Source organism: Kitasatospora sp. NPDC101155 (assembly GCF_044768305.1).
Classification (GTDB): domain Bacteria; phylum Actinomycetota; class Actinomycetes; order Streptomycetales; family Streptomycetaceae; genus Kitasatospora.
Map to the genome: position 1 here is coordinate 19,123 of NZ_JBIWPN010000049.1, position 23,899 is coordinate 43,021.

Annotated in this window: 20 protein-coding genes and 3 pseudogenes; 9 read left to right on the forward strand and 14 right to left on the reverse strand. The window is 73.0% G+C overall.

The features are described 5' to 3' along the window. Nucleotides 1-369: 369 nt before the first annotated feature. Nucleotides 370-918, forward strand: coding sequence for a YceI family protein (locus ACIRYZ_RS38615; protein WP_402953249.1), 549 nt, complete (start codon nucleotides 370-372; stop codon nucleotides 916-918). Between the two features lie 105 nt (nucleotides 919-1,023). Here the strand turns inward: ACIRYZ_RS38615 and ACIRYZ_RS38620 are convergent. Next, nucleotides 1,024-1,452, reverse strand: a pseudogene (locus tag ACIRYZ_RS38620) (TetR/AcrR family transcriptional regulator); the annotation flags it as partial. Nucleotides 1,453-1,529: 77 nt separating this feature from the next. On the opposite strand from ACIRYZ_RS38620, the gene ACIRYZ_RS38625 reads away from it, so the two are divergent. Next, a complete protein-coding gene (locus ACIRYZ_RS38625; protein WP_402953251.1) occupies nucleotides 1,530-1,946 on the forward strand; it encodes a hypothetical protein in 417 nt (138 codons plus the stop codon). Between the two features lie 99 nt (nucleotides 1,947-2,045). Here the strand turns inward: ACIRYZ_RS38625 and ACIRYZ_RS38630 are convergent, their stop codons facing one another. Beyond that, nucleotides 2,046-3,440: an MFS transporter gene (locus ACIRYZ_RS38630; protein WP_402953253.1), complete on the reverse strand. Its 1,395-nt coding sequence runs from the start codon at nucleotides 3,438-3,440 to the stop codon at nucleotides 2,046-2,048. 64 nt (nucleotides 3,441-3,504) lie between these two features. Here ACIRYZ_RS38630 and ACIRYZ_RS38635 point away from each other — a divergent pair, with 64 nt between their 5' ends. Continuing rightward, on the forward strand, nucleotides 3,505-4,299 hold the full coding sequence (locus ACIRYZ_RS38635) for an ArsR/SmtB family transcription factor (protein WP_402953254.1): 795 nt from the start codon (nucleotides 3,505-3,507) through the stop codon (nucleotides 4,297-4,299). A 31-nt stretch (nucleotides 4,300-4,330) separates the two neighbouring features. After that, a complete protein-coding gene (locus ACIRYZ_RS38640; RefSeq protein WP_402953256.1) occupies nucleotides 4,331-4,783 on the forward strand; it encodes a hypothetical protein in 453 nt (150 codons plus the stop codon). A gap of 57 nt (nucleotides 4,784-4,840) precedes the next feature. Here the strand turns inward: ACIRYZ_RS38640 and ACIRYZ_RS38645 are convergent, their stop codons facing one another. The 5 genes from ACIRYZ_RS38645 to ACIRYZ_RS38665 all read right to left on the reverse strand — a co-directional run bounded on the left by ACIRYZ_RS38645 (nucleotide 4,841) and on the right by ACIRYZ_RS38665 (nucleotide 10,226). Next, nucleotides 4,841-6,271, reverse strand: a complete 1,431-nt coding sequence (locus ACIRYZ_RS38645) for a pyridoxal phosphate-dependent decarboxylase family protein (protein ID WP_402953258.1) — start codon at nucleotides 6,269-6,271, stop codon at nucleotides 4,841-4,843. A gap of 134 nt (nucleotides 6,272-6,405) precedes the next feature. Continuing rightward, nucleotides 6,406-7,737 carry an RNA polymerase sigma factor gene (locus tag ACIRYZ_RS38650; protein WP_402953259.1) on the reverse strand — a complete coding sequence of 444 codons (1,332 nt, stop codon included), beginning with the start codon at nucleotides 7,735-7,737 and terminating at the stop codon, nucleotides 6,406-6,408. After that, nucleotides 7,710-8,129, reverse strand: a complete 420-nt coding sequence (locus tag ACIRYZ_RS38655; RefSeq protein ID WP_393040592.1) for a YciI family protein — start codon at nucleotides 8,127-8,129, stop codon at nucleotides 7,710-7,712. The genes ACIRYZ_RS38650 and ACIRYZ_RS38655 overlap by 28 nt, the downstream gene beginning before the upstream one ends. Before the next feature lie 205 nt (nucleotides 8,130-8,334). After that, nucleotides 8,335-9,591 (reverse strand): MFS transporter, encoded by a 1,257-nt coding sequence (locus ACIRYZ_RS38660; protein WP_402953261.1) that lies wholly within the window; start codon nucleotides 9,589-9,591, stop codon nucleotides 8,335-8,337. A 41-nt stretch (nucleotides 9,592-9,632) separates the two neighbouring features. Further along, on the reverse strand, nucleotides 9,633-10,226 hold the full coding sequence (locus ACIRYZ_RS38665) for an ArsR/SmtB family transcription factor (protein ID WP_402953263.1): 594 nt from the start codon (nucleotides 10,224-10,226) through the stop codon (nucleotides 9,633-9,635). Nucleotides 10,227-10,534: 308 nt separating this feature from the next. Between ACIRYZ_RS38665 and ACIRYZ_RS38670 the strand changes: the two genes are divergently transcribed. The 3 genes and pseudogenes from ACIRYZ_RS38670 to ACIRYZ_RS38680 form a co-directional block, all read left to right on the forward strand. Next, nucleotides 10,535-11,035 (forward strand): hypothetical protein, encoded by a 501-nt coding sequence (locus ACIRYZ_RS38670; protein WP_402953265.1) that lies wholly within the window; start codon nucleotides 10,535-10,537, stop codon nucleotides 11,033-11,035. A 155-nt stretch (nucleotides 11,036-11,190) separates the two neighbouring features. Next, nucleotides 11,191-12,375 (forward strand): transposase, encoded by a 1,185-nt coding sequence (locus ACIRYZ_RS38675; protein WP_402953267.1) that lies wholly within the window; start codon nucleotides 11,191-11,193, stop codon nucleotides 12,373-12,375. Further along, nucleotides 12,330-13,049: pseudogene (locus tag ACIRYZ_RS38680) on the forward strand (RNA-guided endonuclease InsQ/TnpB family protein); the annotation flags it as partial. The gene ACIRYZ_RS38675 and the pseudogene ACIRYZ_RS38680, both read left to right, overlap by 46 nt. A gap of 164 nt (nucleotides 13,050-13,213) precedes the next feature. On the opposite strand, the gene ACIRYZ_RS38685 reads toward ACIRYZ_RS38680, so the two are convergent. Then, nucleotides 13,214-13,609: a helix-turn-helix domain-containing protein gene (locus ACIRYZ_RS38685; protein ID WP_402953268.1), complete on the reverse strand. Its 396-nt coding sequence runs from the start codon at nucleotides 13,607-13,609 to the stop codon at nucleotides 13,214-13,216. Nucleotides 13,610-13,733: 124 nt separating this feature from the next. Between ACIRYZ_RS38685 and ACIRYZ_RS38690 the strand changes: the two are divergent. Then, a pseudogene (locus tag ACIRYZ_RS38690) lies at nucleotides 13,734-14,323 on the forward strand (HD domain-containing protein). A gap of 110 nt (nucleotides 14,324-14,433) precedes the next feature. Here ACIRYZ_RS38690 and ACIRYZ_RS38695 read toward each other — a convergent pair. The 5 genes from ACIRYZ_RS38695 to ACIRYZ_RS38715 form a co-directional block, all read right to left on the reverse strand. After that, a complete protein-coding gene (locus ACIRYZ_RS38695; protein WP_402953270.1) occupies nucleotides 14,434-17,259 on the reverse strand; it encodes an RNA repair domain-containing protein in 2,826 nt (941 codons plus the stop codon). Then, nucleotides 17,259-18,992 (reverse strand): RNA ligase family protein, encoded by a 1,734-nt coding sequence (locus tag ACIRYZ_RS38700; RefSeq protein ID WP_402953271.1) that lies wholly within the window; start codon nucleotides 18,990-18,992, stop codon nucleotides 17,259-17,261. The genes ACIRYZ_RS38695 and ACIRYZ_RS38700 overlap by 1 nt, the downstream gene beginning before the upstream one ends. Nucleotides 18,993-19,080: 88 nt before the next feature. Then, nucleotides 19,081-20,406 (reverse strand): M1 family metallopeptidase, encoded by a 1,326-nt coding sequence (locus tag ACIRYZ_RS38705; RefSeq protein WP_402953273.1) that lies wholly within the window; start codon nucleotides 20,404-20,406, stop codon nucleotides 19,081-19,083. Between the two features lie 41 nt (nucleotides 20,407-20,447). Then, on the reverse strand, nucleotides 20,448-20,780 hold the full coding sequence (locus ACIRYZ_RS38710) for a hypothetical protein (RefSeq protein ID WP_402953291.1): 333 nt from the start codon (nucleotides 20,778-20,780) through the stop codon (nucleotides 20,448-20,450). An 89-nt stretch (nucleotides 20,781-20,869) separates the two neighbouring features. After that, entirely contained in the window at nucleotides 20,870-22,072 is a 1,203-nt protein-coding gene (locus ACIRYZ_RS38715; protein ID WP_402953275.1) for a hydroxymethylcytosylglucuronate/cytosylglucuronate synthase, read from the reverse strand. A 295-nt stretch (nucleotides 22,073-22,367) separates the two neighbouring features. On the opposite strand from ACIRYZ_RS38715, the gene ACIRYZ_RS38720 reads away from it, so the two are divergent. After that, complete coding sequence (locus ACIRYZ_RS38720) at nucleotides 22,368-23,150, forward strand: class I SAM-dependent methyltransferase (RefSeq protein ID WP_402953277.1); 783 nt, start codon at nucleotides 22,368-22,370, stop codon at nucleotides 23,148-23,150. Between the two features lie 179 nt (nucleotides 23,151-23,329). Here ACIRYZ_RS38720 and ACIRYZ_RS38725 read toward each other — a convergent pair whose 3' ends face one another. Next, nucleotides 23,330-23,836 carry a nuclear transport factor 2 family protein gene (locus ACIRYZ_RS38725; protein ID WP_402953279.1) on the reverse strand — a complete coding sequence of 169 codons (507 nt, stop codon included), beginning with the start codon at nucleotides 23,834-23,836 and terminating at the stop codon, nucleotides 23,330-23,332. Between the last annotated feature and the right edge of the window lie 63 nt (nucleotides 23,837-23,899).

Here is a 23,899-nt window from a genome sequence, read left to right on the forward strand (position 1 = left end):
ATGAAGACGTTGGAGTCTGGCCCCACCGAGTGCGGTGGGGCCAGACTCGGTTCGGGGCGATGGGGGACGGGGCTGGGGAACTGGTCGGGCCGGATGTGCGGGAGGACTGTCGCCGGTGACCTGGGCGGGCCTGCTGGGCTGCCAGGGGTGGGTGACCGGCTCGGTGGCGTCGATCCCGCAGTCGGTGAGCGGGCCCGGGCCGCCGGGCACGTCTGGGTCGGAGGACACCGCGTCGAGGCAGAAGGCGCCGACCACCTTGGTGGTGGTCGGCGCCTTCGCCATCTGTCGCAGCTGCAAAAAAGTAAGTACCTGTGTTATCAATAGCTACGTACGAAAGCTCACTCCCTGCTCCACCGTAAGGCGATTGCCGTGACGAGTCACATCACCAACCCCGCTCAGCCCTCCACCAGACTGTCCGACCTGAGCGCCGGTCCCTGGGTCCTGGACGCGGCCAAGTCATCAGTGGAGGTCAAGCACAAGTCGATGTGGGGGCTGGCCACGATCAGGGCCGCCTTCACCAAGCTCAGCGGCGAAGGCGAGATCGGCCCCGACGGTTCCGCGCACGGCACGCTGACCATCGAGGCCGCGTCGATCCTCAGCAAGCAGGCCAAGCTCGACACCCACCTGCGCTCCGCGGACTTCTTCGACGTCGAGAGGTATCCGACGTTCACCTTCGCCGCCACTGGCGTCGTCGCCGACGGCGCCGGAACCGCCAAGGTCACTGGCCGCCTCACTGTGCTCGGGACGACCCGCCCGCTCACCTTCACCGCCCGCGCCACTGCCGTCGGCCCGGACGACGTGACCCTCAGCGGCGAGGTCGCCATCGACCGTAACGACTTCGGCATGGGCTGGAACAAGGCCGGAATGATCAAGGGCCTCACCACCGTCACCCTCACCACCTGCTTCACCCGCCGCTGACAGGCCGACCCGGGTGCCGCCCCGCAGGGGTTTGTCCGGAGATCCACAGACCCTCGGAGCGCCCTGCCGTGCGTGCGGTTGGGGGTTCGGGCGAGGGTCGACTGGCTTACCGGTTCGGCTTCGCGGCGGGGTGGGGTCGAGCTTTCCGTCGAGGTGGAGGAAGGCGAGGCCGTGGACCAGCGCCCACACGGCGGTGGACATCGCCTCTCGGTCGGTTCCGGGGAAGGTGTCGCGGACGATCGCGCCGACGTAGTCCCACATCGCGGCGGCCGCCGCGACCCGTTCGGCGTCCGCGGGGTCGCAGGGTTCGGCGAACATCACGCGGAACAGCGCGGGCCGCTCGACCGCGAAGCGGACGTAGGCGGCGGCGACGGCGGCCAGGTCCTCGGGCGTCCGCGGGGCGGGGTGTGCGGCGGTGAGGTGTTCGGCGAGTTCGCGGTAGCCCTGCGCGGCGACGGCGGACAGCAGCGCGTCGCGGTCGGCGAAGTGGCGGTAGGGGGCGGTCGCCGAGACGCCGGCCCGTCGGCGGCCAGCTGCCGGACCAGCGGCTGCTCGGCCTCTACCGCCGCTGGTCCGCGGGCGGCAGTGGCCTGCTGATCACCGGCAACGTCATGGTCCACGCCGAGGCGCTCACCGGCCCCGGCGGCGTCGTGCTCGACGCCTCCGCACTCCTGGATCCCTTCGTCGCGTGGGCCCGGGCGGCCAAATCCGGCGGCGCCGCGGTGTGGATGCAGATCAACCACCCGGGCCGCCAGGTGCCCTCCGGTCTGCCCGGCGTGGTCTGGGGCCCCACCGACCGCGGCGTCGACCTCGGCCGGCACAGCGGACGCTTCGGCCGCCCCACCGCCATGACTCCCGGCCAGATCGCCACCACCGTCGGGCGCTTCGCCACCACCGCCCGCCGCGCCGCCGAGGCCGGCTTCGACGGCGTGGAGATCCACGCCGCCCACGGGTACCTGCTCTCGCACGCCCGGCGCGGCGGTGCGGCCGCTGTCCGGTTCGACCGTGGTTTCGCCGCCGCACCGTGACCCTCCGACGCGTTCTGGGGAAGGCTGCGCCGGCGCTCAGCAAACAGGGCGGGACAGCGCCTTCCGGAGCATCCGGCACACCCGGTCAGCGGCTAGCCGTCAGGCGGGGGCCTGTGCGGTTGGCCGGCAGGAGTACGTCCATACGGCCGCGGCGGCCGCGGAGGCGAGGGCGATCACGTAGAGGACGGCGTGCAGTCCACTGGAGAAGGGGTGGACGGTGGTGACGAGTGTGCCGAAGGCGGCGACGCCGATCGCCGATCCGGACTGCCGGGCGGTGTTGAGCGCGGCCGCGGCGATGCCCACGCGGGCCTTGTCGACGGCGCCCAGGGCCGGTGCGGTGGCTGCCGGGGAGATGAATCCGCCGGCCAGTCCGATCACCACCATGGGCGCGAGCGCCAGCCAGTACGGCGAGGTACGGGTGGCGCCGAGCAGCCCCAGCGCCCCGAACGCGTAGGCGCCGAAGGCCGCGCACATCGACCAGCGCGAACCGAGCAGCCGCGCCACCCGAGCGGATCCGAAGCCGCCGACGGCGACGGTCGCGGTCAGCGGCAGCAGCGCCAGTCCGGCCCGGACCGGCGAGTAACCGCGGACCTGCTGGAAGTAGAGGCCGCAGACGAACAGCAGGCCGTAGAAGATCAGCGCCGAGGTCGCGGAGACCACCGTGGAGGCCGCGAAGACGCGGCCACGGAACAGCGACAGCGGGAGCATCGGGTGCGGGCTGCGGACCTCGGCGACGAGGAAGGCCGCCGCGGCCGCGGCGGACACCGCCAGCGCTGTCCACACCAGCGGCGCGCTCCAGTAGCGGCCCTGGATGAGGACGGTGATCGGCACACCGAGCGCGACGACCGCGCTCACCTGTCCGGGAAGGTCCAGACGCTGAGGCAGCGACCGGGCCGGCCGTTCCGCGACGCTGAGCGCCGGCCACACCCCGGCGAGTCCGATGGGCACGTTGACGAAGAAGACGCTGCGCCAGCCGAGCCAGGAGATCAGGCTGCCGCCGATCAGGGGTCCCGCGGCCATCGCGACTGCGCCGAGCGACATCCAGATCCCGATCGCTCTGGCCCGCGGCTCGGGCTCCGGATGGGCCTGGTCGATCAGTTTGAGGGCGGCCGGGACGAGGACCGCCGCGCCGACGCCCTGCACCGCACGCCCGGCGGCCAGCACCGGCAGGCCGGCCGCCAGGCCGCAGCCGGTGGACGCCGCGGTGAACAGCAACAGACCTGCCAGGTAGGCCCGGCGGGCGCCCCAGCGGTCCGCGAGGGTGCCACCGGTCAACAGCAGGCCGGCGAACGCGAGCGTGTAGGAGTTCACCACCCATTGCAGCCCGTCGATGCCGATGCCGATGCTGTCGGAGATGCCGTTCAACGCGACGTTCACGATCGACGCGTCCAGCAGGACGATGACATAGCTGACACCGGTCGCGGCCAGCACGCGTCGCCGCAGCCGGGTACCCGAGGTCGAGGGCAATGGTATGGCCAGGACTTTCTCGTTCATGCCGCGACGATGACAGCGATTCACTTCCACGCCGGTGGAAGCGGACCCGGGCGACAATGACCGCATGACCTCACCCACGCGCACCGGCGAACCGGACATCGCCCGTGTGGCGAGCCTGTTCGCCAACGGCACCCGCGCCCGCATCCTGATGGCGCTCGCCGGAGGTCGCAGCCTGCCGGCGAGCGCGCTGGCCGAGCATGCGGGCGTCACCCCCCAGGCCGTCAGCACCCAGCTGAGCCGGCTCAGCCGGGCCGGGCTGATCGCCGTCCGGCCGTCGGGACGCAACCGCTACTACGAACTCGCCGACCGGCGGATCGCCGAGCTGATGGAGAGCCTGGCCGCGCTCGCCCCGGCCCAGCCGGTGGCGCGAACGCTGCGCGCCAGCAACCGCAACGAGGCGCTGCGCCGAGCGCGCCTCTGCTACGACCACGCCGCCGGACGGCTCGGGGTCGCCATCACCGAGGCCCTGCTGAACAGCGGTGCGCTGGTCCCCGCGGGCGGGACACTGCAGACGGAGAACGCGGAGCACCCCTACCGGCTCGGCCCGGCCGCGATACCGGTGCTGACCGGCCTCGGAGTGCCGGAGAGCCACCTCACGGACGACCAGCGGCGTCCGCTGCTGCGCTTCTGCCTGGACTGGACCGAGCAACGGCACCACCTGGCGGGGCGTCTCGGCGCGGACCTGTTCAACGCCTTCACCACCGCCGGATGGATCACCCGGGCACCCCACACCCGCGCGCTGCACCTGACCCCGGCCGGTGAGGACGCGCTGGCCCGCCGGCTGGGTATGGGCGGCGCGGCCGATCCCGGCGGGATCAGAGCGGTTGGTGACCGTGGCTCGTTGAACGGGTGTGGCTGACGAAACGGACAACGGCCGGGCTCAGGCTCCGATGGTGTGGGCGCTGGTGGTGCGCGAGGCGGCGCAGGGGCCGCCGTTCGCGGAACTGATCGTGGAGGTTGGTGCGGACCTCTATACGGACCTGGTGGAAGCAGCGCTCGACAGCGGCTTCACGCTCGCAGCGGGTGCGCCTCCGGACACGAGCGGAGCCGTCGAGGTCGGCGAGGGCCGGGTGAAGCGCCTGGTGCTGGTCGGCGGGCGCCAGATGTGGGAGCCGGACACCCGCGTCGAGACGTCGCCAGGCTGGCTGGCAGCGGCCCAGGGCAGGAGTGCCGCCGTGGTGATCCTCGTACCGCCGGACACCTGGCCGCCCGGCCTGATCGAGTTGGCGCCCGAGGTGCGCCTGGACGTGTTCACCCGGCGGTTCGAACAGGAACAGAGGGCGGGACGCGTCCTGCACGGAACCGTATCGGTGCGGGTGGGGAACCCGCCGGACAGCGAGTAGATGTGCCGAAGCGCGTCACCCGTCACCGGATTGGACACTACCCGCAAGCTCAGCCGCTCATGGCCGAGAAGCTGACGTGGAGTCCGTTGCAGGTCGGTTCGACGCCAGCTTCCGGACCGCGTCCGCGAGCGCGGCCGCGGTGCGGCGGACGTCCCGGTCCGTGGTGCGCCAGTTGCTGAACGCCGCGCGCAGGGCAGGCCGGCCGGCGTAGCGGGTGGGGGTCAGGAAGGCCTCGTCGGAGAGTTCGGCGGCGAGGGCGGCGAGGCGTTCGGGGGTGGGGTCGGCGGCAAGGGTGAAGCAGACGACGTTGAGGCGGACCGGGGCGAGCAGCCGCAGGCCGTCGGTCGCGTCGACGGCCTCGCCGAGTGCGCGGGCGCCGGTGACGCAGCGCTCCACGATCTCCCGGTGGCCGGCCCGGCCGTAGGCGCGCAGGGTGAACCAAGCGGCCAGGGCGCGCAGTCGGTGGGAGTTCTCCGGGGTGAGGTGGACCAGGTCGGGGTGCTCGCCGATCGGACCGAGGTAGGCGGCGGCGTTCTGGAAGACCTTCGCCTGCAGGTCGCGGCGGCGGGTGAACTGCACGGCACTGTCGTAGGGCACGTTGAGCCACTTGTGCAGGTCCACGCAGACCGAGTCGGCCAGGTCCAGCCCGGCCGTCAGCTCGGCGTGTTCCGGGGAGAGGACGGCGAAGGCGCCGAAGGCGGCGTCCACGTGCAGCCAGAAGTCGTACCGCTCGCGCAGGCCGGCGATCGCGCGCAGATCGTCGAAGTCGACGGTGTTCACCGTGCCCGCGTTGGCCACCACGATGCACGGGCCGCCGGCCTCGGCGAGGGCGCCCTCCAGTGCGGCCACGTCCACGGCCTCGCGGCCGGGCAGGGTGGGCACGGTGGTCAGCGCCCGGCGGCCCAGGCCGAGAACGCTCAGCGCCTTGGACACGCTGGAGTGCGCGCTGCCCGACAGCACCGGCACCCGGCCGAGTGCGGCGACCCCGTCCTCGGCCACGTCCACGCCGAGCCGCTCGCCCAGCCACTCCCGGGCGACCGCCAGGCCGACGGTGTTGGACATGGTCGCGCCGCTGACGAAGGTGCCGCTGTGCGCGGGGGAGAGGCCGAAGAGTTCGCGCAGCCAGCCGACCGTCTCCCGTTCCAGGTGCTGACCGGCCGGGTCCAGCGAGGAGTTGGAGTTCTGGTCGGCGGTGGAGGTCAGCCAGTCGCCCGCCAGCGCGGCCGGGGTCGCACCGCCGGTGACGAAGCCGAAGTAGCGCGGCCCGGCGCTGGCCGACAGCCGTGGCTGCCAGCGCTCGCCGAACTCCGCCAGCGCCGCCCGCAGACCCTCGGCGTCCTCGTGCAGCGGCTGCGCCGGCATCAGCCGGTCCGGCTGCTGCGGGATCACCGGGCCGTCGAGGCCGGCGAGGAAGGCGACGGCCCGCTGCCGGGCCTCCTCCAGGAGGGTGGGCAACTGGTCGAGATCGGCGGCGAGTGCGGGGTGCATGGGGCTTCTCCGTTGATCGATTGTCAGCCCGAGGGTAGTGGGCGGGAGATGGGGTGTCGCGGGCCAATTCGACGCGGGTGGCCTGGGAGTTCGGGTGCGCGTGGGCAAGTGCGGCCGGAGCCGCCGGGCGGGCGTCAGGTCAATGCGGCCGCCTTGCGCAGCAGCACCGACCGCTCGCGGGCGTTGCGGCACAGCCGGGCGGCGAGCTCCAGCTCGGCCCGGGCCTCGGTGGTGCGGCCGAGGCGGGCCAGCAGTTCGCCGCGCACGCCCGGGAGCAGGTGCGAGCCCGACAGGCGGCCGGAGGCGAGCAGGTCGTCGACCATGGCCAGCGCCTCCTGCGGTCCGCTCGCCATCGCGACGGCCACGGCCCGGTTGAGCTCGACCACGGGCGACGGGGCCACCCGGCCGAGCGCCTCGTAGAGGAGCACGATCCGCTCCCAGTCGGTCTCCCGCACCGAGGGCGCCGTCGCGTGGCAGGCGGCGATCGCGGCCTGCAGACCGTACGGACCGAGGCCCCGCCCGACGGCCGAGGCCCGGCCGAGTGCGGCCAGGCCGCGACGGATCGCCGACCGGTCCCACAGCCGCCGGTCCTGGTCCTCCAGGAGCACCGCCTCGCCGTCCGGCCCGGTCCGTGCCGGGAAGCGTGCGGCGGTGAGCTCGAACAGCGCGAGCTGCCCGTGCACCTCCGGCTCGGTGGGCAGCAGGGCGGCCAGCATCCGGGCCAACCGGACGGCCTCGTAGGCGAGATCGGAGCGCAGCAGGTGGTCGCCGCTGGTCGCCGTCGAGCCCTCCGTGAAGATCACGTACAGGACGCTCAGGACGGCGCCGAGCCGCTCGCGCCGTTCCTCGGGCTGCGGCAACTCGAACGGCACGTGGGCGGCGGCGATGGTCTTCTTCGCCCGGGTGATCCGGGCCTGGACGGTCGGAGTCGGCACCAGGAACGCCCGGGCGATCTCCTCGCTGGACAGGCCGCCCACCACGCGCAGCGTGAGCGCCACCCGGGCCTCGGGCGACAGCACCGGGTGGCAGGCGGTGAACATGAGGGCGAGGACGTCGTCGTCGACCCGGTCGGGATCCCACGGCAGGTCGTCCGGCCGCTCGGGCGCAGCCGCCGCGCCCGAGCTGAACTCGCCGTCCGCCAGCTGCCCGGCGAGCGCGGCGTACCGCTCGTCCAGTGCCGACTTGCGGCGGAAGGTGTCGATGGCCCGCCGCCGGGCGGTCGCCAGCAGCCAGCCCACCGGACTGGCCGGCGCGCCGTCGCGCGACCAGGTGACGAGCGCCTCCGCCAACGCCTCCTGCGCGACGTCCTCGGCGAGCGCGAAGTCGCCCGTGTAGCGGGCCAGCGCACCGACGATCCGCGCCGACTCGATCCGCCAGACGGCCTCGACGGCCCGCCGCGCCGACTCGGCGATCGGCGGGCCGTCGGGAGCCTGGAATGTCACAGCTGGCCGGTCCGCTCGCGCCACGCCCGCTCCTTGACGATCCACTCGTTGTCCTGCGGGAACTCGTCGATGCCCGGCACGCGCCGGATCTCGCACTTCGAGCCGGGGATCGCCGGGAGCCGCTTGGCCCACTCGACGGCCTCCTCCTTCGAAGCGACGTCGAGCACGTAGAAGCCGCCGAACAGCTCCTTCGTCTCACCGTACGGCCCGTCGGTGACCACCGGGGTCTCACCGCTGTAGTCGACCACCACGCCCTGGGACGGGTCGTCCAGGCCCTCGGCGGCGACGAGCACGCCGGCCCGGATCAGCTCGTCGTTGAAGCGGCCGATGGTTTCGAGCATCTCCTCGAAGGGCGTCTCCATCATCTTCGCCAGGGACTCGTCCGTGCCCCGCATGATCAGCATGTACTTCGCCATCGTTGCTCTCCTTCTCCTTGATCGGGGGTCGTCTCCCGACCCTCTCAGTCCCAGGTCGAACGGCGATCTCGCGGATCGACACGGCGGACGGATTCGGACCGGATTTTTTTTCGCCGGACGCCCGGGACGTCCGTGGCGGAGCCGTAGTTGTGGCTGAGCCCCGCCCAGTCGATCGCGTCGAGTTCCTCCCCGATGGGCGTGGACTCTACCGCCGGGGCAGTTCCGCCTGCCGAACCGCCTTCGAGGCGAAGGCGAAGACCGCTCCCAGGCAGGAGAGGCCGCCGCAGCCGATGAACACCGGGGCCGCGCCCCAGGCGCCGATGGCGGCGCCCACCAGCGGGTAACTGAGCGGCGCGAGGCCGACCATGGTGAGCATCACGACGGAGGTGACCCGGCCGAGGTAGGCGGGGTCGGCGGTGGTCTGGATGAGGGCGCTGTCCAGGCTGCCGAAGACGCCCGCGCCCAGCCCGACCAGCGCCGCCAGCAGGGCGGCTGCCCACAGGCTGGGGACCAGCGCCATGGCGGCCGCGCCCGCACTGCCGGCCAGCAGCGTCGCCACCATGGTCAGGCCCGCCCGGGGCAGCCAACCGGCGATGGCGAGCAGGGCGGCGCTGGCGGCCGCCCCGGCGCCGAAACAGGCGACGATCCAGCCGTAGCCGGACGGGCCCCAGCCGCGTTCGGCGTTGAGGAGCACCATGCCGACGTTGAGGATGCCGGTGAGGCCGAGCTCGCAGACCGCTCCGGCGGCGACCAGCGGGCCGATCAGCCGGTGGCGGCGGATGTAGCGCAGCCCGTCCAGCAGCTCGGCGCGGGCGGTGCCGCGGCCCGGCCGGGGCTGCTCGGACGACGCTTCGAGCGGGTGGATCCGTACCGTCAGCAGCAGTGGCAGGGACAGGGCGAAGAGCAGGCCCGCGACGGTGAAGGCGGCGGCCGGGCCGCCGAGGCCCATGGCCAGGCCGCCGATCGGCGGGCCGGCGATCTGGCTCAGACGCATCGCCAGGGAGCGCAGGCCGGTGACCCGGGCGAGCTGATCCGGGCCGGTGATCCGAGGCGGCAGGGCGCCGACGGCTGGGACGAACAGGGCGTCCACGGCCCCGAACACCAGGGCCACCACGACCAGCAGCCAGAGCGCGGGCGTGGTCAGGGCGATGGCGGCGGCGACGGAGAGGATCAGGAGGCAGCGCAGGGTGTCGCTGCCGAGGATCACCCGGCGGGGGTCGAGGCGGTCGGCGACGACACCTCCGCCGAGCATCAGCGCGGCCCGTGGCAGCGCCCCGGCGGCCATCACCAGGCCGACCTCGGTGGGCCCGGCGGTCTTCTGGGCGGACCAGCCGAGGGCGAGGAAGTACACGCCGTCGCCGATCAGCGAGGCGGTGTAGGCGGTGAGCCAGCGCAGCACATTGGCGTCGCGGTGGGCGGGGGCGTCGGGGCGTATCGGCGGTGCTGTCTCCACGGTGGCCATGGCGGGCTCCAGCAGGTCGGTGACGGAAACGGACGTCCGCGTCAGGGGCGGAACGGAAAGCCGTACAGGTGGACGGACACGTGCTCGCGACCCTCGGTGTCGCCGGCGGCCTTGGCGGCTTTGCCGCGCTTGCGCCAGCGCCGGGCCAGTGCTTCGAGTTCGTCGCTCATCTCGGCCAGTTCGGCCGGGGTGAGGTCGAGCAGCCACTCGGCGCTGAAGGCGGCGTCGGTCCACTCCTTGCCCCAGGCGGCGCCCTGGTCCAGGTACGTGCGGTACTGCGCGGCGCGGCTGTCGACCAGGACGCGGTTGACCGCGCCGACGGCGGCCGCGCCCTCGGGAGTACCGGCGAGGTCCGACTCGCGGTAACCCCAGCCCTCCTCGGACGTCACCTCCCACCACCGCTCCCGTCCGTCGGCGCTCCGCGCGCCCGCTTCGGTCACGAAGCCGTGCTCGGCGAGCTTGCGCAGGTGGTAGCTGACCAGGGACGGCGCCTGGTCGACCTGCTCGGCGAGCTGGGAGGCGGTGGCGGTGCCCGCGGCGTAGAGCAGGCGGTAGAGCTGCATGCGCAGCGGGTTGGTGAACGCCTTCAGGCGGGAGAGGTCGGTGATCCGCTCGGGCTTGGGGTGCTGGGGCATGGCTTCACGGTAGGTCCGAAGGGAAAATTGCGCAATAAAATTTTCGGATCTGCCGCTGGGTGTGGCATGGGACTTGTGACCGGACACGGTTGTCGGCCACGGGACTCGCTACTTGGCCGCACCGACGTTCCGGCCGCAGTCAGTTGAGCAGTGACGCGATAGTTGGCACTCGGTCAGGCATGTTGGAACCGGGCGGCCCTTCTCGCGGAACCCTGAGCGGCCCTGTCGGCCCTGAGGGATGTGGGCGCCAGCGGCCTGGAATCAGTCAGGAGCTGGGATGTCAGCGCGGGGCGCTACGGTCTCGATCCATGGGTTTCTCCGGATCTTTCGTTGTGGCGCGGACCGAGCAGCCGGTGACCGAGCTGTCAGCAATACAGGCGGTTGGTGCCATGTCGTGGTGGTCTGCCAGGGATGGAGCCTGGCAGATCCTGCAACTGTCTCCGGGCGTTGCTCCGCATGACTCGATCGCGACCGAGACGGGAGCCCCGGCCCTCGTCATGTATGTCCACGACAGCGACGTCGTCAGCGTGGAAGCAGCCAGTCCCGACGGTCTGACCTGGCACTGCGCACTGTCTCCGGAGATGGCGCGAGACTACGGCGTCCCCGAGGAGTGGATCGGCAACCCCGACGAGGTAACCCACCAGGCCGTGACCTGGGCTGAGAAAGCCGGCCTTCAGGCCGACCCAGTGGCGGTGAGAGCCATCCTTGAGGCGGAATGTGACCCACTCGCCGAGGGCTTGGTGCTCGACCTGGTCCATGCCCTGGGGTTCAGGTTCGGCGCCGGCGAGAACCTGCTCACGTGCCAGTGACATCCCTCCAGGGGCCAGTGAGCGCCGGGCCTTCAGCGTGATCTTGCGAGGAGCCCCGGCCGTTTACGACTCCGTTGGGAAATCCGCAAACTGGTGCTGCCGGGCTGTCCAGACTGCCATGATCGGCCTGTTCGTCGATCGAGGGTGGGGGCTGGATGTCGCTGGAGCCACGGGGTGACGTGGGGGTGCCGGAGCTGACCGCGCGGGTGGTGCGGGCCTCGTTTCCGAAGGGCACGCCGGCGATCCGCATTCGTGAAGCGCTCGGGCCGCTGTTCGAGGACGAGTCGTTCGCGCAGGCGTTCCCTCAGCGGGGTCGGCCGGCAATCTCGCCCGGAGCGTTGGCGCTGGTGTCGGTGCTGCAGTACGCGGAGGGGCTCAGCGACCGGCAGGCCGCCGACCAGGTGCGGGCCCGGATGGACTGGAAGTTCCTGCTCGGCCTGGAACTGGATGACCCGGGTTTCGACTTCACGGTTTTGGGTGACTTCCGGGCCCGGCTGATCGAGTACGGCTTGGAGGAAAGCATCCTGGACCTGGTCCTGGCCAGGATCTCCGGGCTCGGACTCCTGCGGGCCGGTGGGCGGCAGCGGACGGATTCCACTCATGTCCTGGCCACGGTACGGGTGTTGAACCGGATGGAGTTCGTCGGCGAGACGTTGCGGGCGGCGCTGGAGGCCCTGGCCGCGGCGGCCCCGCAGTGGCTGTCGACGCTGGTCACGGCCGGCTGGGTCGAGCGCTACGGCGCCCGGATCGACTCCTACCGCTTCCCCAAGGGCGAGAACGTCCGCACCGAGTGGGCCGAGCAGGTCGGCCGGGACGGCTTCACCCTCTTGGAGGCCGCTTTCAGCCCCGGCGCGCCGACCTGGCTGCGGGAGATCCCCGCTGTTCAGGTCCTGCGCCGGGCCTGGGTGGAGCAGTACCACCGCGATGGGGAGGGGGTGCGCTGGCGGGAGGCGAAAGACCTCCCGCCGGCCAGACGCCGGCTGTCCTCGCCTTACGATCTCGACGCCCGTTACGGGCTGAAGCGGGGCTCGGGCTGGTGTGGCTACAAGACCCACCTGAGCGAGACCTGCGAGCCGGACGCCCCGCACATGATCACCCACGTGGTCACCACGGACGCCACCGTCGCCGATACCGAGGTCACCGAAGCTGTCCACGATGGCCTGGCAGAAAGGGAGTTACTGCCCGACGAGCATGCCGTGGATGCCGGCTACGTCACCGCCGGCCACATCGTCACCGCCCGCGACGAGCATCGGATCGACCTGCTCGGACCCGTTGGAGCGGACACGATGCATGAGCGCTCACGATGCTCCGCGAGCACCGCAAGGGCGAGTCGGATCTGATCGAGCGGGACGGCCAGTTCTACCTGATCGCCGTCTGCGAGGTGCCGGAGAAGCCGCTCAACGAGAACCCGGTCTCCTTCATCGGCGTCGACCTCGGCATCGCCAACATCGCCACCACCTCCACTGGGTACCGGGCGGCCGGACGCGGCCTGAACCGGCACCGCAAACGCCAACTCGACCTGCGCACCAAGCTCCAGGCCAAGGGCACCAAGTCCGCCAAGCGCCTCCTCAAGAAGCGCTCCCGCAAGGAAGCCCGGCACGCCGCCAACGTCAACCACGTCATCGCCAAGACCATCGTCACCACCGCTGAACGCACCGGAAGCGGGATCGCCCTGGAAGACCTCACGGGCATCCGCGACCGGGTACGGCACCGCAAGGACCAGCGGATCCAACTGCACTCGTGGAGCTTCCACCAGCTCGCCGCCTTCGTGGAGTACAAGGCCAAGCGCGCCGGGGTGCCGCTGGTGTACGTCGACCCGGCGTACACCAGCCAGGAATGCTCCCAGTGCCGCCACACCGACCGGAAGAACCGCGTCGACCAGGCAACGTTCGCCTGCCGGTCCTGCGGGACCGTCATGCACGCGGACGACAACGCGTCCCGCAACATCGTCCGCAAGGGCGAGGAAGCGTGGACAGCGGGGCGTGAGTCACGCGTCCCGGCCACCGCGACCTAGGTGGCTCAGACGTGGGGGGCCACGCGGCAGCCAGCCGCGCCCTACCCACAAGCCCGGTCCCTTCAGGGCCGGGCCAAGTTGACTATCGGTACCGGCGGATCCACATCAAGGACCTTGCTGGTGCCGGCAAAACTGAACGATCCGTGGCTGGTTCGGGGGAGGGGTCAGGGCGCCGAGTCGCCGGTGGTGGCGAAGCGGGTGCGGTACTCGGTGGGCGTGGTGCCCAGGTGGCAGGCGAAGGCGCGGCGCAGGGTCTCGTCGCTGCCCAGACCGCTGTGGCGGGCGGCGGAGGTGATGCTGTGTCCGTCGAGGAGGAGCTGCTGGGCGCGGTTGAGGCGAACGCGTTCGACCCAGCGGGCGGGGGTGGTGTGCAGTTCGGCGTGGAAGAGCCGGGTCAGGTGGCGGGTGCTGACGGCGGCGGTGGCGGCCATGGCGGGCAGGCTGTGGTCGGCGGCCGGGTGGGTGAGGACGGCGTCGGTGAGCGTGCGCAGGAGCTCGCTGCGGGCGGGCGGGGTGGCCAGGGCGGTGGAGAACTGGGACTGGCCGCCATGGCGCTGCATGAAGACCACGAGTTCGCGGGCGATGTCCCGGGCGGCGTCGGCGCCGTGGTCGTGTTCGACCAGGGCCAGCGCGAGATCGATGCCGGCGCTGATGCCCGCGCTGGTGTGGTAGCGGCCGTCGCGGATGTGCAGGGTGTCGGGTTTGCGCGCGGTGGCCTCCCCGCTGCTTTTCGACCACTCACGCCGGGTGTTTCTGTTCGGGGCGCTGCGCGGCGCCGAGCAGGGCGTGGACTTCGACCCCGAACTGCTGTGCGTGGGGCGATGTTCCACGACCTCGGCCTCACCGATCGCTTCGCCCGTACCGACCAGCGGTTCGAGCTCGACGGCGCCGACGAGGCCCGCGGCTTCCTGGCGGCCCACGGCGTCACCGGCGAGCCCGCCCAGCGGGTCTGGACCGCCATCGCCCTGCACACCACCCCGGAGATCCCGCTGCGCATGGCGCCCGAGATCGCCCTGGTCACCCGTGGCGTGGAGCTGGACGTGCTGGGCATCGGCTACCACGCCGTCAGCGATGAACAGCGCGCCGCGGTGGTTGCGGCGCACCCCCGCCCCGACTTCAAGAACCGGATCCTCGCCGCGTTCACCGAGGGCGTCAGGAGCCGCCCGGACACCACGTTCGGCAACGTCAAGGCCGATGTCCTGGCCCACTTCGTGCCGGGCTTCGAGCGGGGGGACTTCGTCGAGGTGATCAAGGGGTCCGACTGGGTGGAGTGACGCTCGACGCTCCGCGGTCGGGCGATACGAGGGCGTGCCCGGCGAGCGTCCGGTGCCCGCCTCCCCCCCCCGCCGAGGGGAGGCGGGCACCGCCCGGTCGGCCCAGGCGCTCAACCGCGGTCGTCCCGCGGCGGTTCGAGCGTCGGGACCGCGCCGCCCTCGGCGTAGTCGACGTGGACGCCCGCGAGGCCCCGGGACCAGGCGGTGGTGATCGGGGTGAACCGGGCCCGGGTCAGCGGGGTGGGGCCGAGGCCGATGGCGAAATGGGTGCGGCCGTCGCGGCCGCGGTAGGGGTGGGGCCAGGCGTGGAGGCGGGTGGCGCCGGCTTCCTCCAGCGCGGTGAGCAGGGCCCGGAGGCGGCCGCGGACGGCGCCGAGGGACTCCTCGCCGGTGGTGACCACGGCCCAGGCGGCGTGGCGGCGGTGCAGCGGGGGCGGGGAGAGCAGGGCGGGCCAGGGGTCGGGGCTCTCGGTGCTGAGTTCCCAGGCACGGTAGAGCTCCTCGGCGATCAGGTCGCGGGCGTCGGCGCCGACCTGGCCGGTGCAGCTGCGGACGGGGGCGGAGGGGGTGAGGACGGTCAGGGGAGCGGCGGCCCGATCCGTGGAGTCGCCCGTCAGACTGACGGGTCGGCGCCAGTCCCAGCAGGCCCAGGTCTCGGCGAAGCTCTGGAACAGGGTGGCTTCGGCGGTGTCGTCCGCGTCCAGGACGGTCCGCGCGGCCAGCACCGACCAGGCCAGCGACGGTAGTTGGCCGAACGGCGCGGAGTCCAGGCCGCGCGCCCGCGCCCAGGTCTTGACCTCCCGGGCCAGTCGCACGAAACGCCCGCGCCGCTCACCGACCGCCGTCAGGATCGCCTCGGCGTCCGTGACCGCGCTCAGCGCGGCCGCGGCCGCCTCGCCCAACTCGGCGCGCCGGGCGACGGCTTGGGACGGTTCGAGCTCGCCGGTGAACACCACGACCAGGTCGACGGTCAGCCCGCCCGCCTCCAGCCGAAGCCCGGGCACCCGGGCGCCGCGCACCTCGCGCACCCGGCCCGCCTCCGGCAGTGCGGCCGCCACCCGGGCGCGGACGCCCTCCAGATCGGCCGGGCCGGGCAGGGCCGCCACCAGGTCCAGGTCGCCCCCGTCCAGCTGGCAGCCCAGCCGCCGCGAGCCGACGGTGTGGACCACGCCCCCGGGCAGCGCCGCAGCGATCCGTGCGGCCAACTCGGCGGCGGCAGCCGTACGTTCAGCGGGCTCGGGCCGCAGCGTAGCCACCGGCTCCGCCGGCGGGACCCGCACCTCGCCCGTCCCCAGCTCGACCACCGCACGCACCCGCATCGGCTCGTCGCCCCGCCGGGAGAGCACCACCAGCTCGCCCACCTGCGCCGAGGCCCCGCCGAGCCGGGCCGCGCAGTCGGCGGCCACCCGCTGCGGGTCCGCGCTGCGCCCGAGGGTCAGGTGCGGGGTGTAGCCCCCGGCGCGGCCCCGGCAGCGGGGGAAGCGCCGTTCGAGGGCGTGCCGCAGCGCCGCCCAGGGCTCGGGCGAGGCGGCGGCCGGGTCCAGCCAGACGGTGGCGTCCTCACGGTGGCCGAAGGTGTGGACGCCGTCCAGACGGGCGGTGAAGGGGGAGACCTCGGCGGCGGCCGCGCCGAGCAGCGGCAGGGCGCGGTCGAGCTCGGCCTCCGGGACGAAGCCGAACAGCAGATTGACGTGCGGCGGCCAGCGGCGCTGCTGCGGGTCGTACGCGGTGCGCAGGCGCTGGATCGGAGGCCACAGCTCCTCGGGCGGCAGCCAGGCGACGGCGGTGCGCGCGGTCGGCGCGGCGTCGAGCGCCGCCGGGGAGGAGCCGCCGCCGAGGGCGAGGTCCACGGCCACGCCGTAGTGGTCGGAGGGGTGGAGCCCGCCGGCGGTCGGGCGGTCGCCGAGCAGGGCGGCCCCCGTCGCCCGGGCGTGCTCGCAGCGGTGCAGCACGCGGTCGAGGCGTGCGGCTCGGCCGGTGAGCGTGGAGACGGTGGCGAGCGGGTTGGCGCCCGGGTCGAAGGTGGGGGTGTCGTCGGCCGGACCGTGCACCTCGGTCCAGGCGTCCCGCAGCCCGAGCGCGGCGGCCGGGCCCGCCGGGCCGGAGCGGCCGTCGTTGAAGTCCCCGAGCAGCAGAAGCTCGCCCACGACTGCGCCCAAGCCCTCGGCCAGCGTGGCGAGTTCGCTCTGTCGGCGGGCCGGGCCGTCCGGCGAGTGGTCGCTGCTCAGGTGGACGGCGGCGACGGTCAGCGGTGCGTCGGCGGTCCGGACGGTGACGGCGATGACGGCCTTGTGCGGGCCCAGCTGGTGCCGTCCGGACTCCAGTACGGGGAGCCGGCTGAGCAGCAGCAGCCCGTGGTCGGCCACGTCCGGGCCGTTCGGGTCGGCGCCCAGGGTGTAGCCGTCCCGGACCCAGGGAGCGGCCAACAGCAGGGAGACCAGGTCCGGTTCGACCTCTTGCAGGGCGATGACGTCGGCGTCGGCGGCCTCCAGCGCGGCGAGCAGCAGCGGTCGGCGGAGGGCGGTGTCGATCCGGTCGGCGTCGTAGCGGTCCCACAGGGTGTTCCAGGTGACCACGCGCAGGCTGTCCGCGACCGCGGTACCGGCGTCGACACCGGGCTGCCAGCCGCCCTCCGGCCGCCAGGCGTGCGGGGCGGTGGCGGTGAAGAAGGGCGCGGGCAGGCGGCGCGGGTCGGTGCGGCGCCCGGCCTCGGTGGTGTCCAGGAGGTCCGTGCCGGTGGCGCGGTCCCACACCCGCACGCCGTCGGCCTCGACCCAGTGCACCCGGTGCCAGGGGATCTCGCCGGAGGCGGTGAAGGCCTCCAGCGGGACGCGCTCGGTGCGGTCGTCGCGCTGGCGCACGCCCAGGGTGAACCGGGCCGGGTCGAAGCGGGCATCCCAGCGGATGCGCTGGCAGACCTGTTCGATGGGGCGCATCAGTCCTCCACGGGGTCGAGCGAGTCGAGCGTGCCCGCCGTGTCCTCCACGCTGCCACCCGGGCCGACGTACCAGGTGCGGTGGGCCTGGCCGGGGTAGGGCGGGCTGTAGCGGTGCAGCTGGGCGGTGAGCACCTCGGGCGGCACCGGGTGCGGGCGCACGGCGTTGCGGCGCAGCAGTTCCTCCTCGCCGACCAGCAGCACCACCTGGGTGACCAGGGCGTCCCGGCGCCGGGCGACGGCGTGGACGTGGGAGCGCTGGTGGCGGTTGAGGGAGGTGGCGTCCCAGGCCACGGTGGCGGCCGGGTCGGCGAGCGCGGCGTCCAGTCGGTCCAGGCCCTCGCGCAGCACCTCGGGGTTGTCGCGCTGGTCGGCGCGCGAGCCGCGGGCGGCGCGCAGGTCGTCCAGGCTGATCCGGGTGGGGGCTCCGGGCAGCGCGGCGGCGAAGGTGCTCTTGCCGCTGCCGGCCGGGCCGCTCAGGTGGACCAGGCGGGGGAAGTGGCCGTTGCGCCAGCGCCACGCGGCGGCGACGGCCTCCTCCACGGTGGAGATCCGGCCGAGCGCGTAGGCCTCGCGGGCCTGCGCCCAGCAGCGGTCGGCGGCGTCGCGGTCGAGGTCGGCCAGCGCCTCGCGCAGACCGGTGCGCAGCCGGCCGAGCGGGTCCGGGCCGAGCAGCCCGGCGTCCTCGGCGTGCAGGGCGGACCAGGCGACCTGTTCGCGCTCGGCCCGGCCGGGGGCGGCGGTCGCGGCGACCGCGTGCAGCACGCCGAGGTCGGCGGCGCAGGAGAGCCGGACCAGCCCGGCGCGGCGGTCCTCGTCCGGGTACGGCTGGTGCAGCCCGGGATGCAGCCCGACCAGGTCGGCGACCCGCCGGGCCAGCGGCAGGCCGAGCCGCCCGGCCAGCCGCGGCGCGAGCTGCTCCCGGCGGGCGGTGCGCAGCGCGATGGCGAGCACACCGGCCAGCCGGGTGTCCCCGGTCCGGCCGAATTCGTCCAGTCGGGCGGAGACTTCGGCCAACTCATCGGCCTTGCAGGTCAGTTCGGGCATTCCCAAGGCCTCGGCCAGCAGCGGGAGTTCGGGCAGCTGGCCGGAACGCACCGCCCAGAGCGCGGCGTTCGGGCCGAGCCCGTTCTCCACCACGGCAGCGTGCATCCAGTGGGTGTCGGTGCGCACGTGCTGCGGGCGGACCCACTTGGCGATCCGCTCGCCGAACTCGGCGCGGGGGAAGCCCTTGACCGTCCGGACCACGTACCCCTCCTGCCGGTCGAGGTCCAACCGCAGTGCGCGCAGCGCCCGTTCGTCGTAGCGGCCGCGCCACAGCACCCGGGGCACGGGGATGCCGAGGCGGCGCAGGAAGCGGACGGTGTCGTCCCAGTCCAGGCAGTGGTCCCGTTCGGTCCAGACCGAGAAACCGTAGAACCAGCTGTCCAGGTCGATGTACGGGATGGAGTGCCGGGCGAACAGGTTCTCCCCGCAGATCCGCCAGCCCTCCGGGAGCCGGGCGCCGATCCGGCTCTGCAGGCCTTTGACCCAGGCCCGGGAGGGGTGGTGCGCGGAGTCCAGCGAGCGGGCGTGCAGGCCGTCGGGGTAGAGCGTGGTGTTCTCGCCGTCGAGCTTCTCGGTGACGACGACCTCCGCGCCGGCCAGTGCGGAGAGGTCCCCGGTCCGTACGTCGTCCGCCGCCGCCCCCGGTGACCAGGGGAGATGCGGCGTCCGAGGGTAGTGCACTCGCATGTCCGGCTCCCTGAACGTCCTTGATCCGGCGGACACTGTAGGAGTGCGTGGGAGGGCCGGGCCACTGATTAACCGAGCCGGCGCGGGTTCAGTCGATGCGGTGCTCGCGCCAGAAGGGCGTCAGGTCGACGGAGGTCGCGGCCTGGGCGGCGGCCTTGAAGTCGGCGGTGGTCGAGACGCCGTACCAGTGGGCGCGGGCGTAGCCGCGCAGCAGGGCGGACATCGGCTCCGGCCCGATCAGGCGGCGCAGTTCGTGCAGGGCGCAGGAGCCGTGGTCGTAGATGACCGCCTCGTAGCGGCCGGGGTGGGCGTCCCAGTAGCTCATCGGGTTGGTGAGGCGTTCGTCCGCGGACTGCCAGGGCGTGGTGGCGGTGCAGCCCTCGCCGGTGTTGCCGAGGGCGAGGTCCATGGCGTACTCAGTGAAGGACTCGTCCAGCCAGGGCGCGCGGTACTGGTCGTCGCCGACGATGCCGTACCACCACTGGTGCGCCAGTTCGTGGATGACGGCGGCGGGTCTGATCCGGTCGAGGACGAAGGCCGGGTACTCCATGCCGGCGAACGCGAAGCCGTTGTCGAGCACTAGGGCCAGATCGCCGTACGGGTAGGCGCCGTAGCGGGCGGAGTGGGCGTCGATGGTCCGCAGGGACAGGTCGAGCATCGCGCGGGCGTCCTCCGCCTTGATGTCGGCGGCCGAGTAGACGGCGATCCGGACGCCGTCGGCGGATCGGCCCGCGATCCGGCTGAACGGCCCTGCCGCCCAGGCGAATTCGCGTACCTGGTGGGCGCCCACCCGGGTGACCGTGCGGCCCGGCTCGCCGGGGGTGTCCAGGGCGCTGCCGGTGGCGGGGACCAGCAGCTCGGTGGGGTGGTCGAGGGTGACGGCGAAGTCGGAGGCGAGGCCGTAGAAGGACTCGCCGAGGTCGGTGTACGGGTCGAGGTGCCAGCCCGCCTCGTCCCGGACGGCGAGGACGGGCAGGGCGTTGCCGAGGAAGCTGAAGGCGCCGTCGCGGCCGAAGCGGTCGACGCCGTTCGGGACGTCGATGGAGAGGTCGAACTCGACACTCCCGGAAACACCTTGGGGCAGCGGGCGGGGCAGGGGCACGCGCAGCGCGGTGCAGGTGACCTCGGCGGAGCCGTTGAGGCCGGACACCCGCACCGGCGGGGCCGCGCAGCTGCCGTGGAAGTTGTCCCAGAGCCGCAGGTACACCTCGCGCAGCGGGTCGGGCGAGGTGTTGCTGAAGGCGATCCGTTCGTGGCCCTGCCAGTGCGCGCCGGTGGCGTCGCTGCGCAGCTGGACGGAGTAGACGGGCGTGCCGGGGGTGCGCGTCGGGTCGAAGGGCGCCCGGCCGGGCGGCCCGGCGGCCACCAACAGGAGCACGGCGAGGACGGAGAACAGGGGGAGGGGGCGTCGCATGCCGTGTACTCCTGTCGGTGGTAGGGGCTGTCGCGTGGGTCTCATGGCCTTGGTGGTGGGCCCGTGGACATCGAGGCACCCGCCACGTGGATGTCCCCCGAGGCGTTGTGCGAGGCCTGCCGGGCGGACACCGCGTCGCCGACACCGACCTTGAGAACGGCCTCGACCACGCCGGGGACACGCAGCGGCTCCGCCGTCGGGGTGATCCGGCGGACCGTGCCGGAGCCCGGCGGCGGCAGTACCAGGTCTCCCGCGCAGCGCCGCCGGTAGCGAAGGTCCGGACGGATGCCCCGGTAAACGTCCGAGTGCGGCCCACTGGAGCTCGGGCGGTGGGGGTTGCCAGACGCTGGTATCGGTGGCGTCGGCCGGATCAGCGGCTCACCTCAACGGGCAGCCGGCAGCGGGCACACGGCAGTTGGCGTAGGTCAGTAGGCGTAGGTCAGCGGGCGTGGAACGGCGGGACTCATCGGCGGGCGGGGGAGGCGGCCCCCAGGACTTCGACCAGGGCGTCGGCGACCTGCTCCGCGCCGCCCGTGCCGACCGCCGTGGTCAGCACCGTCCAGTTGGTGCCGGGCTCACCGGCCAGGTGTTTCAGCTTCTCGACCAGGCTCTCCCGTACGGCCGTTGCCGTCCGCCGGCGGTCGAGGTCGGCGGCGCGGGCGATCCCGCCGTAGATGAGGTCGAGGGCCTTCTCCTCGCCGTGGGCGCGCAGCGCGAGCGCCTCCTGCTCGGCGAAGACCGTGCTGGGCCAGGGCGTTCGGACGTCGGTGCCGAGCGCCTGGCTGTGGAAGCGGCCGCTGAAGATCTGGCTCAGGTTCTGTGGCGGCAGACAGAGCGTTGGCGTCCCGAGCCGCCCCGCCTCCAGAAGCGTGGTCAGCCCGGGGGAGGTGAGCAGCACGTCGCATTCGGCGAGGCGGTGCAGGAAGTCCTCGTGGGGGAGGGCACCCACGGTGGTGACGGCCGGGTGCACGCAGGAGTCGATGAGCTGCGCGGCCAACCAGGCGGGGAGGTTCCCCGCGACGTGCACCTCGGTGACCCCGCTCGCGGTCAGCGCCTCCAGGGCGGCGGGCAGCACGATGCGCGGATAGCTGGCCCAGTCGGCGAGTCGGGGAGCACGCAGACCACCGAGGCTGATCAGAGCGCGGCGGGGGTGCCGCGTCGGCGTGGCATCGCGGGTGACGCCGCCGGCGATCACCGCGTCCACCCAGCGGAGCCGGTGCGCGTCCGCCAGCACCCCCGCGGCCTCCGAGGGCAGCTCCACGCACCGCTGGGCGCAGTACACCTCAGTGTCCAGCGGGAGGTCGGGCCGGTCACCTTTCGCCCGGAGGAAGGGCAGGCTGTCCACGAACACCACCGGCACACCGTGGGCGCGCAATGCCTTCGCCAGCCCCCCGTCCAGCACCACCAGCGCCGCCCGCACGCGCTGTGCCCGGACGATCCGCCCGAGCTCCTCGCCCGACCCACCCTCCGGCAGGTCGAACCAGCGCTGCACCGGCTGCGCGGCCAGCACCGGCCGCCCGAGCCCGGATGCCAGCCCGATGAATCTGAGCTTCCCTCCGCCCCGGTCGCGCAGGGCGGACAGCACCGCGCTCAACTTCCCCGAACTTCCCCACCCGAACTCCACCCCGGCCACGGCTACGGTCCGGACGTCCGTCGCTGCCCTCATCCGTTCCCGGCCTCCCTCCCGAACAACTCCGGCGGCACGGCAACCGCGCCCCCACGTACCGGATTTCCTTCGCTCCGTATTCGTACCAGGCCGATCAGGCGGGGCGGTTTGACTACCTGTGGAAAATCGGAGGCTAACCACCCCACCAGGTGAAGCTGCCGATCGGAGAGTTGACGATGGGCGGTCAGATCATCGGTGCGACACGCGCGCAGGACCGTGCCTGCACCCCGTCAAGGCCCCAGCACGGTGCAATGGCCCCACCGCCGAGCCCGCACACCACAGGAGGCGCCGCCCGATGGAGCCGCCGGCCACCGAGACCACTCCACTCCGAGTCCTCGACGTCTCGGGCACCGACTACCGTCGGGCCTTCGAACTCTTCCTCGTCGGTACGGACGAGAAGCCCCGCACCCACGCCCGGCTGAGCGAGATCGCGTCCGCCCTCCCGTGCCGCCGCGTCCTGCTCGACCTGGGCGCCGGCGACGGCCGCACCACCGCCCACCTGGCCGGGTACTTCGACCGCGTGATCGCCGTCGAGCCCAGCGCCGCCATGCGCGAGAAGCTCCGCACCACCTGCCCCGAGGCGCTCGTCCTCCCGGAGCCGCTCGACCGGGTCCAACCGCCCGAGCCGGCCGACCTGGTGCACCTCTCCCACGTCCTCTACTACGTCCCGGAACCCGACTGGCTCCCCACCGCCACCCGGGCGCTGAACTGGACGGCCCCCGGCGGCGCCCTCCTGATCGTCCTGCAGAACCCCGACAGCCCCTGCATGCGGATGGCCGCCCACTTCACCGGTGTCCGCTACGACCTGCGCCCCCTCCGCGACCGCCTCCGCGCCCAACACCCGTCCCACGGCTACGCCCTGGAAACCCTCGCCCTCCACTACCGCACGCCCCGCCTCGCCGAAGCCGTCGACGTCGCCGAGTTCATGGTCAACGTCGCCGACCTCGCCACCCTCGACCCCCGCCCCACCCGAGCCGCCCTCACCGCTTACGTCCGCGAGCACTTCACGCAGTCCGACGGCACGTACGCCATCGGTCACACCCAGGACATGCTCACCGTCCGCCGCGCCCCGGCCTGACCCGCCGGCCCCCGCAGCCGGAGCGACACGACGTCGACCTCGATCAGTTGCCCGGTCGTCAGGTCGCAGGCCGCGGGGAGGAACAGCACCTCGCCTTCCAGGGCGATGCGTTGGCTTCAGGGCCACTCACCGACGCACCCCGGCCGCGAACCCCTGGCCCCGACCCGGTGGCGCGCAGGTCAGCCGAAGATCGCCGTGGGGTCGCCGGTGAACCAGGTGTTGTCGATGCGCAGTCGCCGGATGACCCAGCGGTCGCCGTCGCGGACCAACTCGACGTCGTAGGGGTTCTTCAGCAGCGCGTGCTCGGCGGGGTCGGCGATGAGCAGGTGCTGGGCCTCGACCAGGGCGGTGAGGCGTGCGGTGTCGCCGTCGATCGTGATCCTGGGGTTGGTGACCTGGTGGGTGGTGTCGACCCGGCCGGCGAACATGTCCAGGATGGTGTCGACGATGGTGTCCCGCCCAGACATCAGTGGCGGCTCGGCACCCCACTTCGCGGCGGCCGGGCGGAAGTCCAGTTCGGCGTCGGCGGCGAAGGCCGAGGCGAAGAGTTGCTTGTCCTTGAGGTCCTGGCCGAGGCCGAAGCGGTAGAGCGCGTCGGTGATCTCCGCCCGGTCGCGGAGCTCCGCGACGACCGCGGCGGTGTCGTGGGCGGGGGCGGTCAGGGCGTGGTCGCGGGTGACGTACATGATGGACTCTCCTCGGCAGGATGGGTCGGACGGTGTTCCAGCACCTCCGATCCTGCTGTCAGG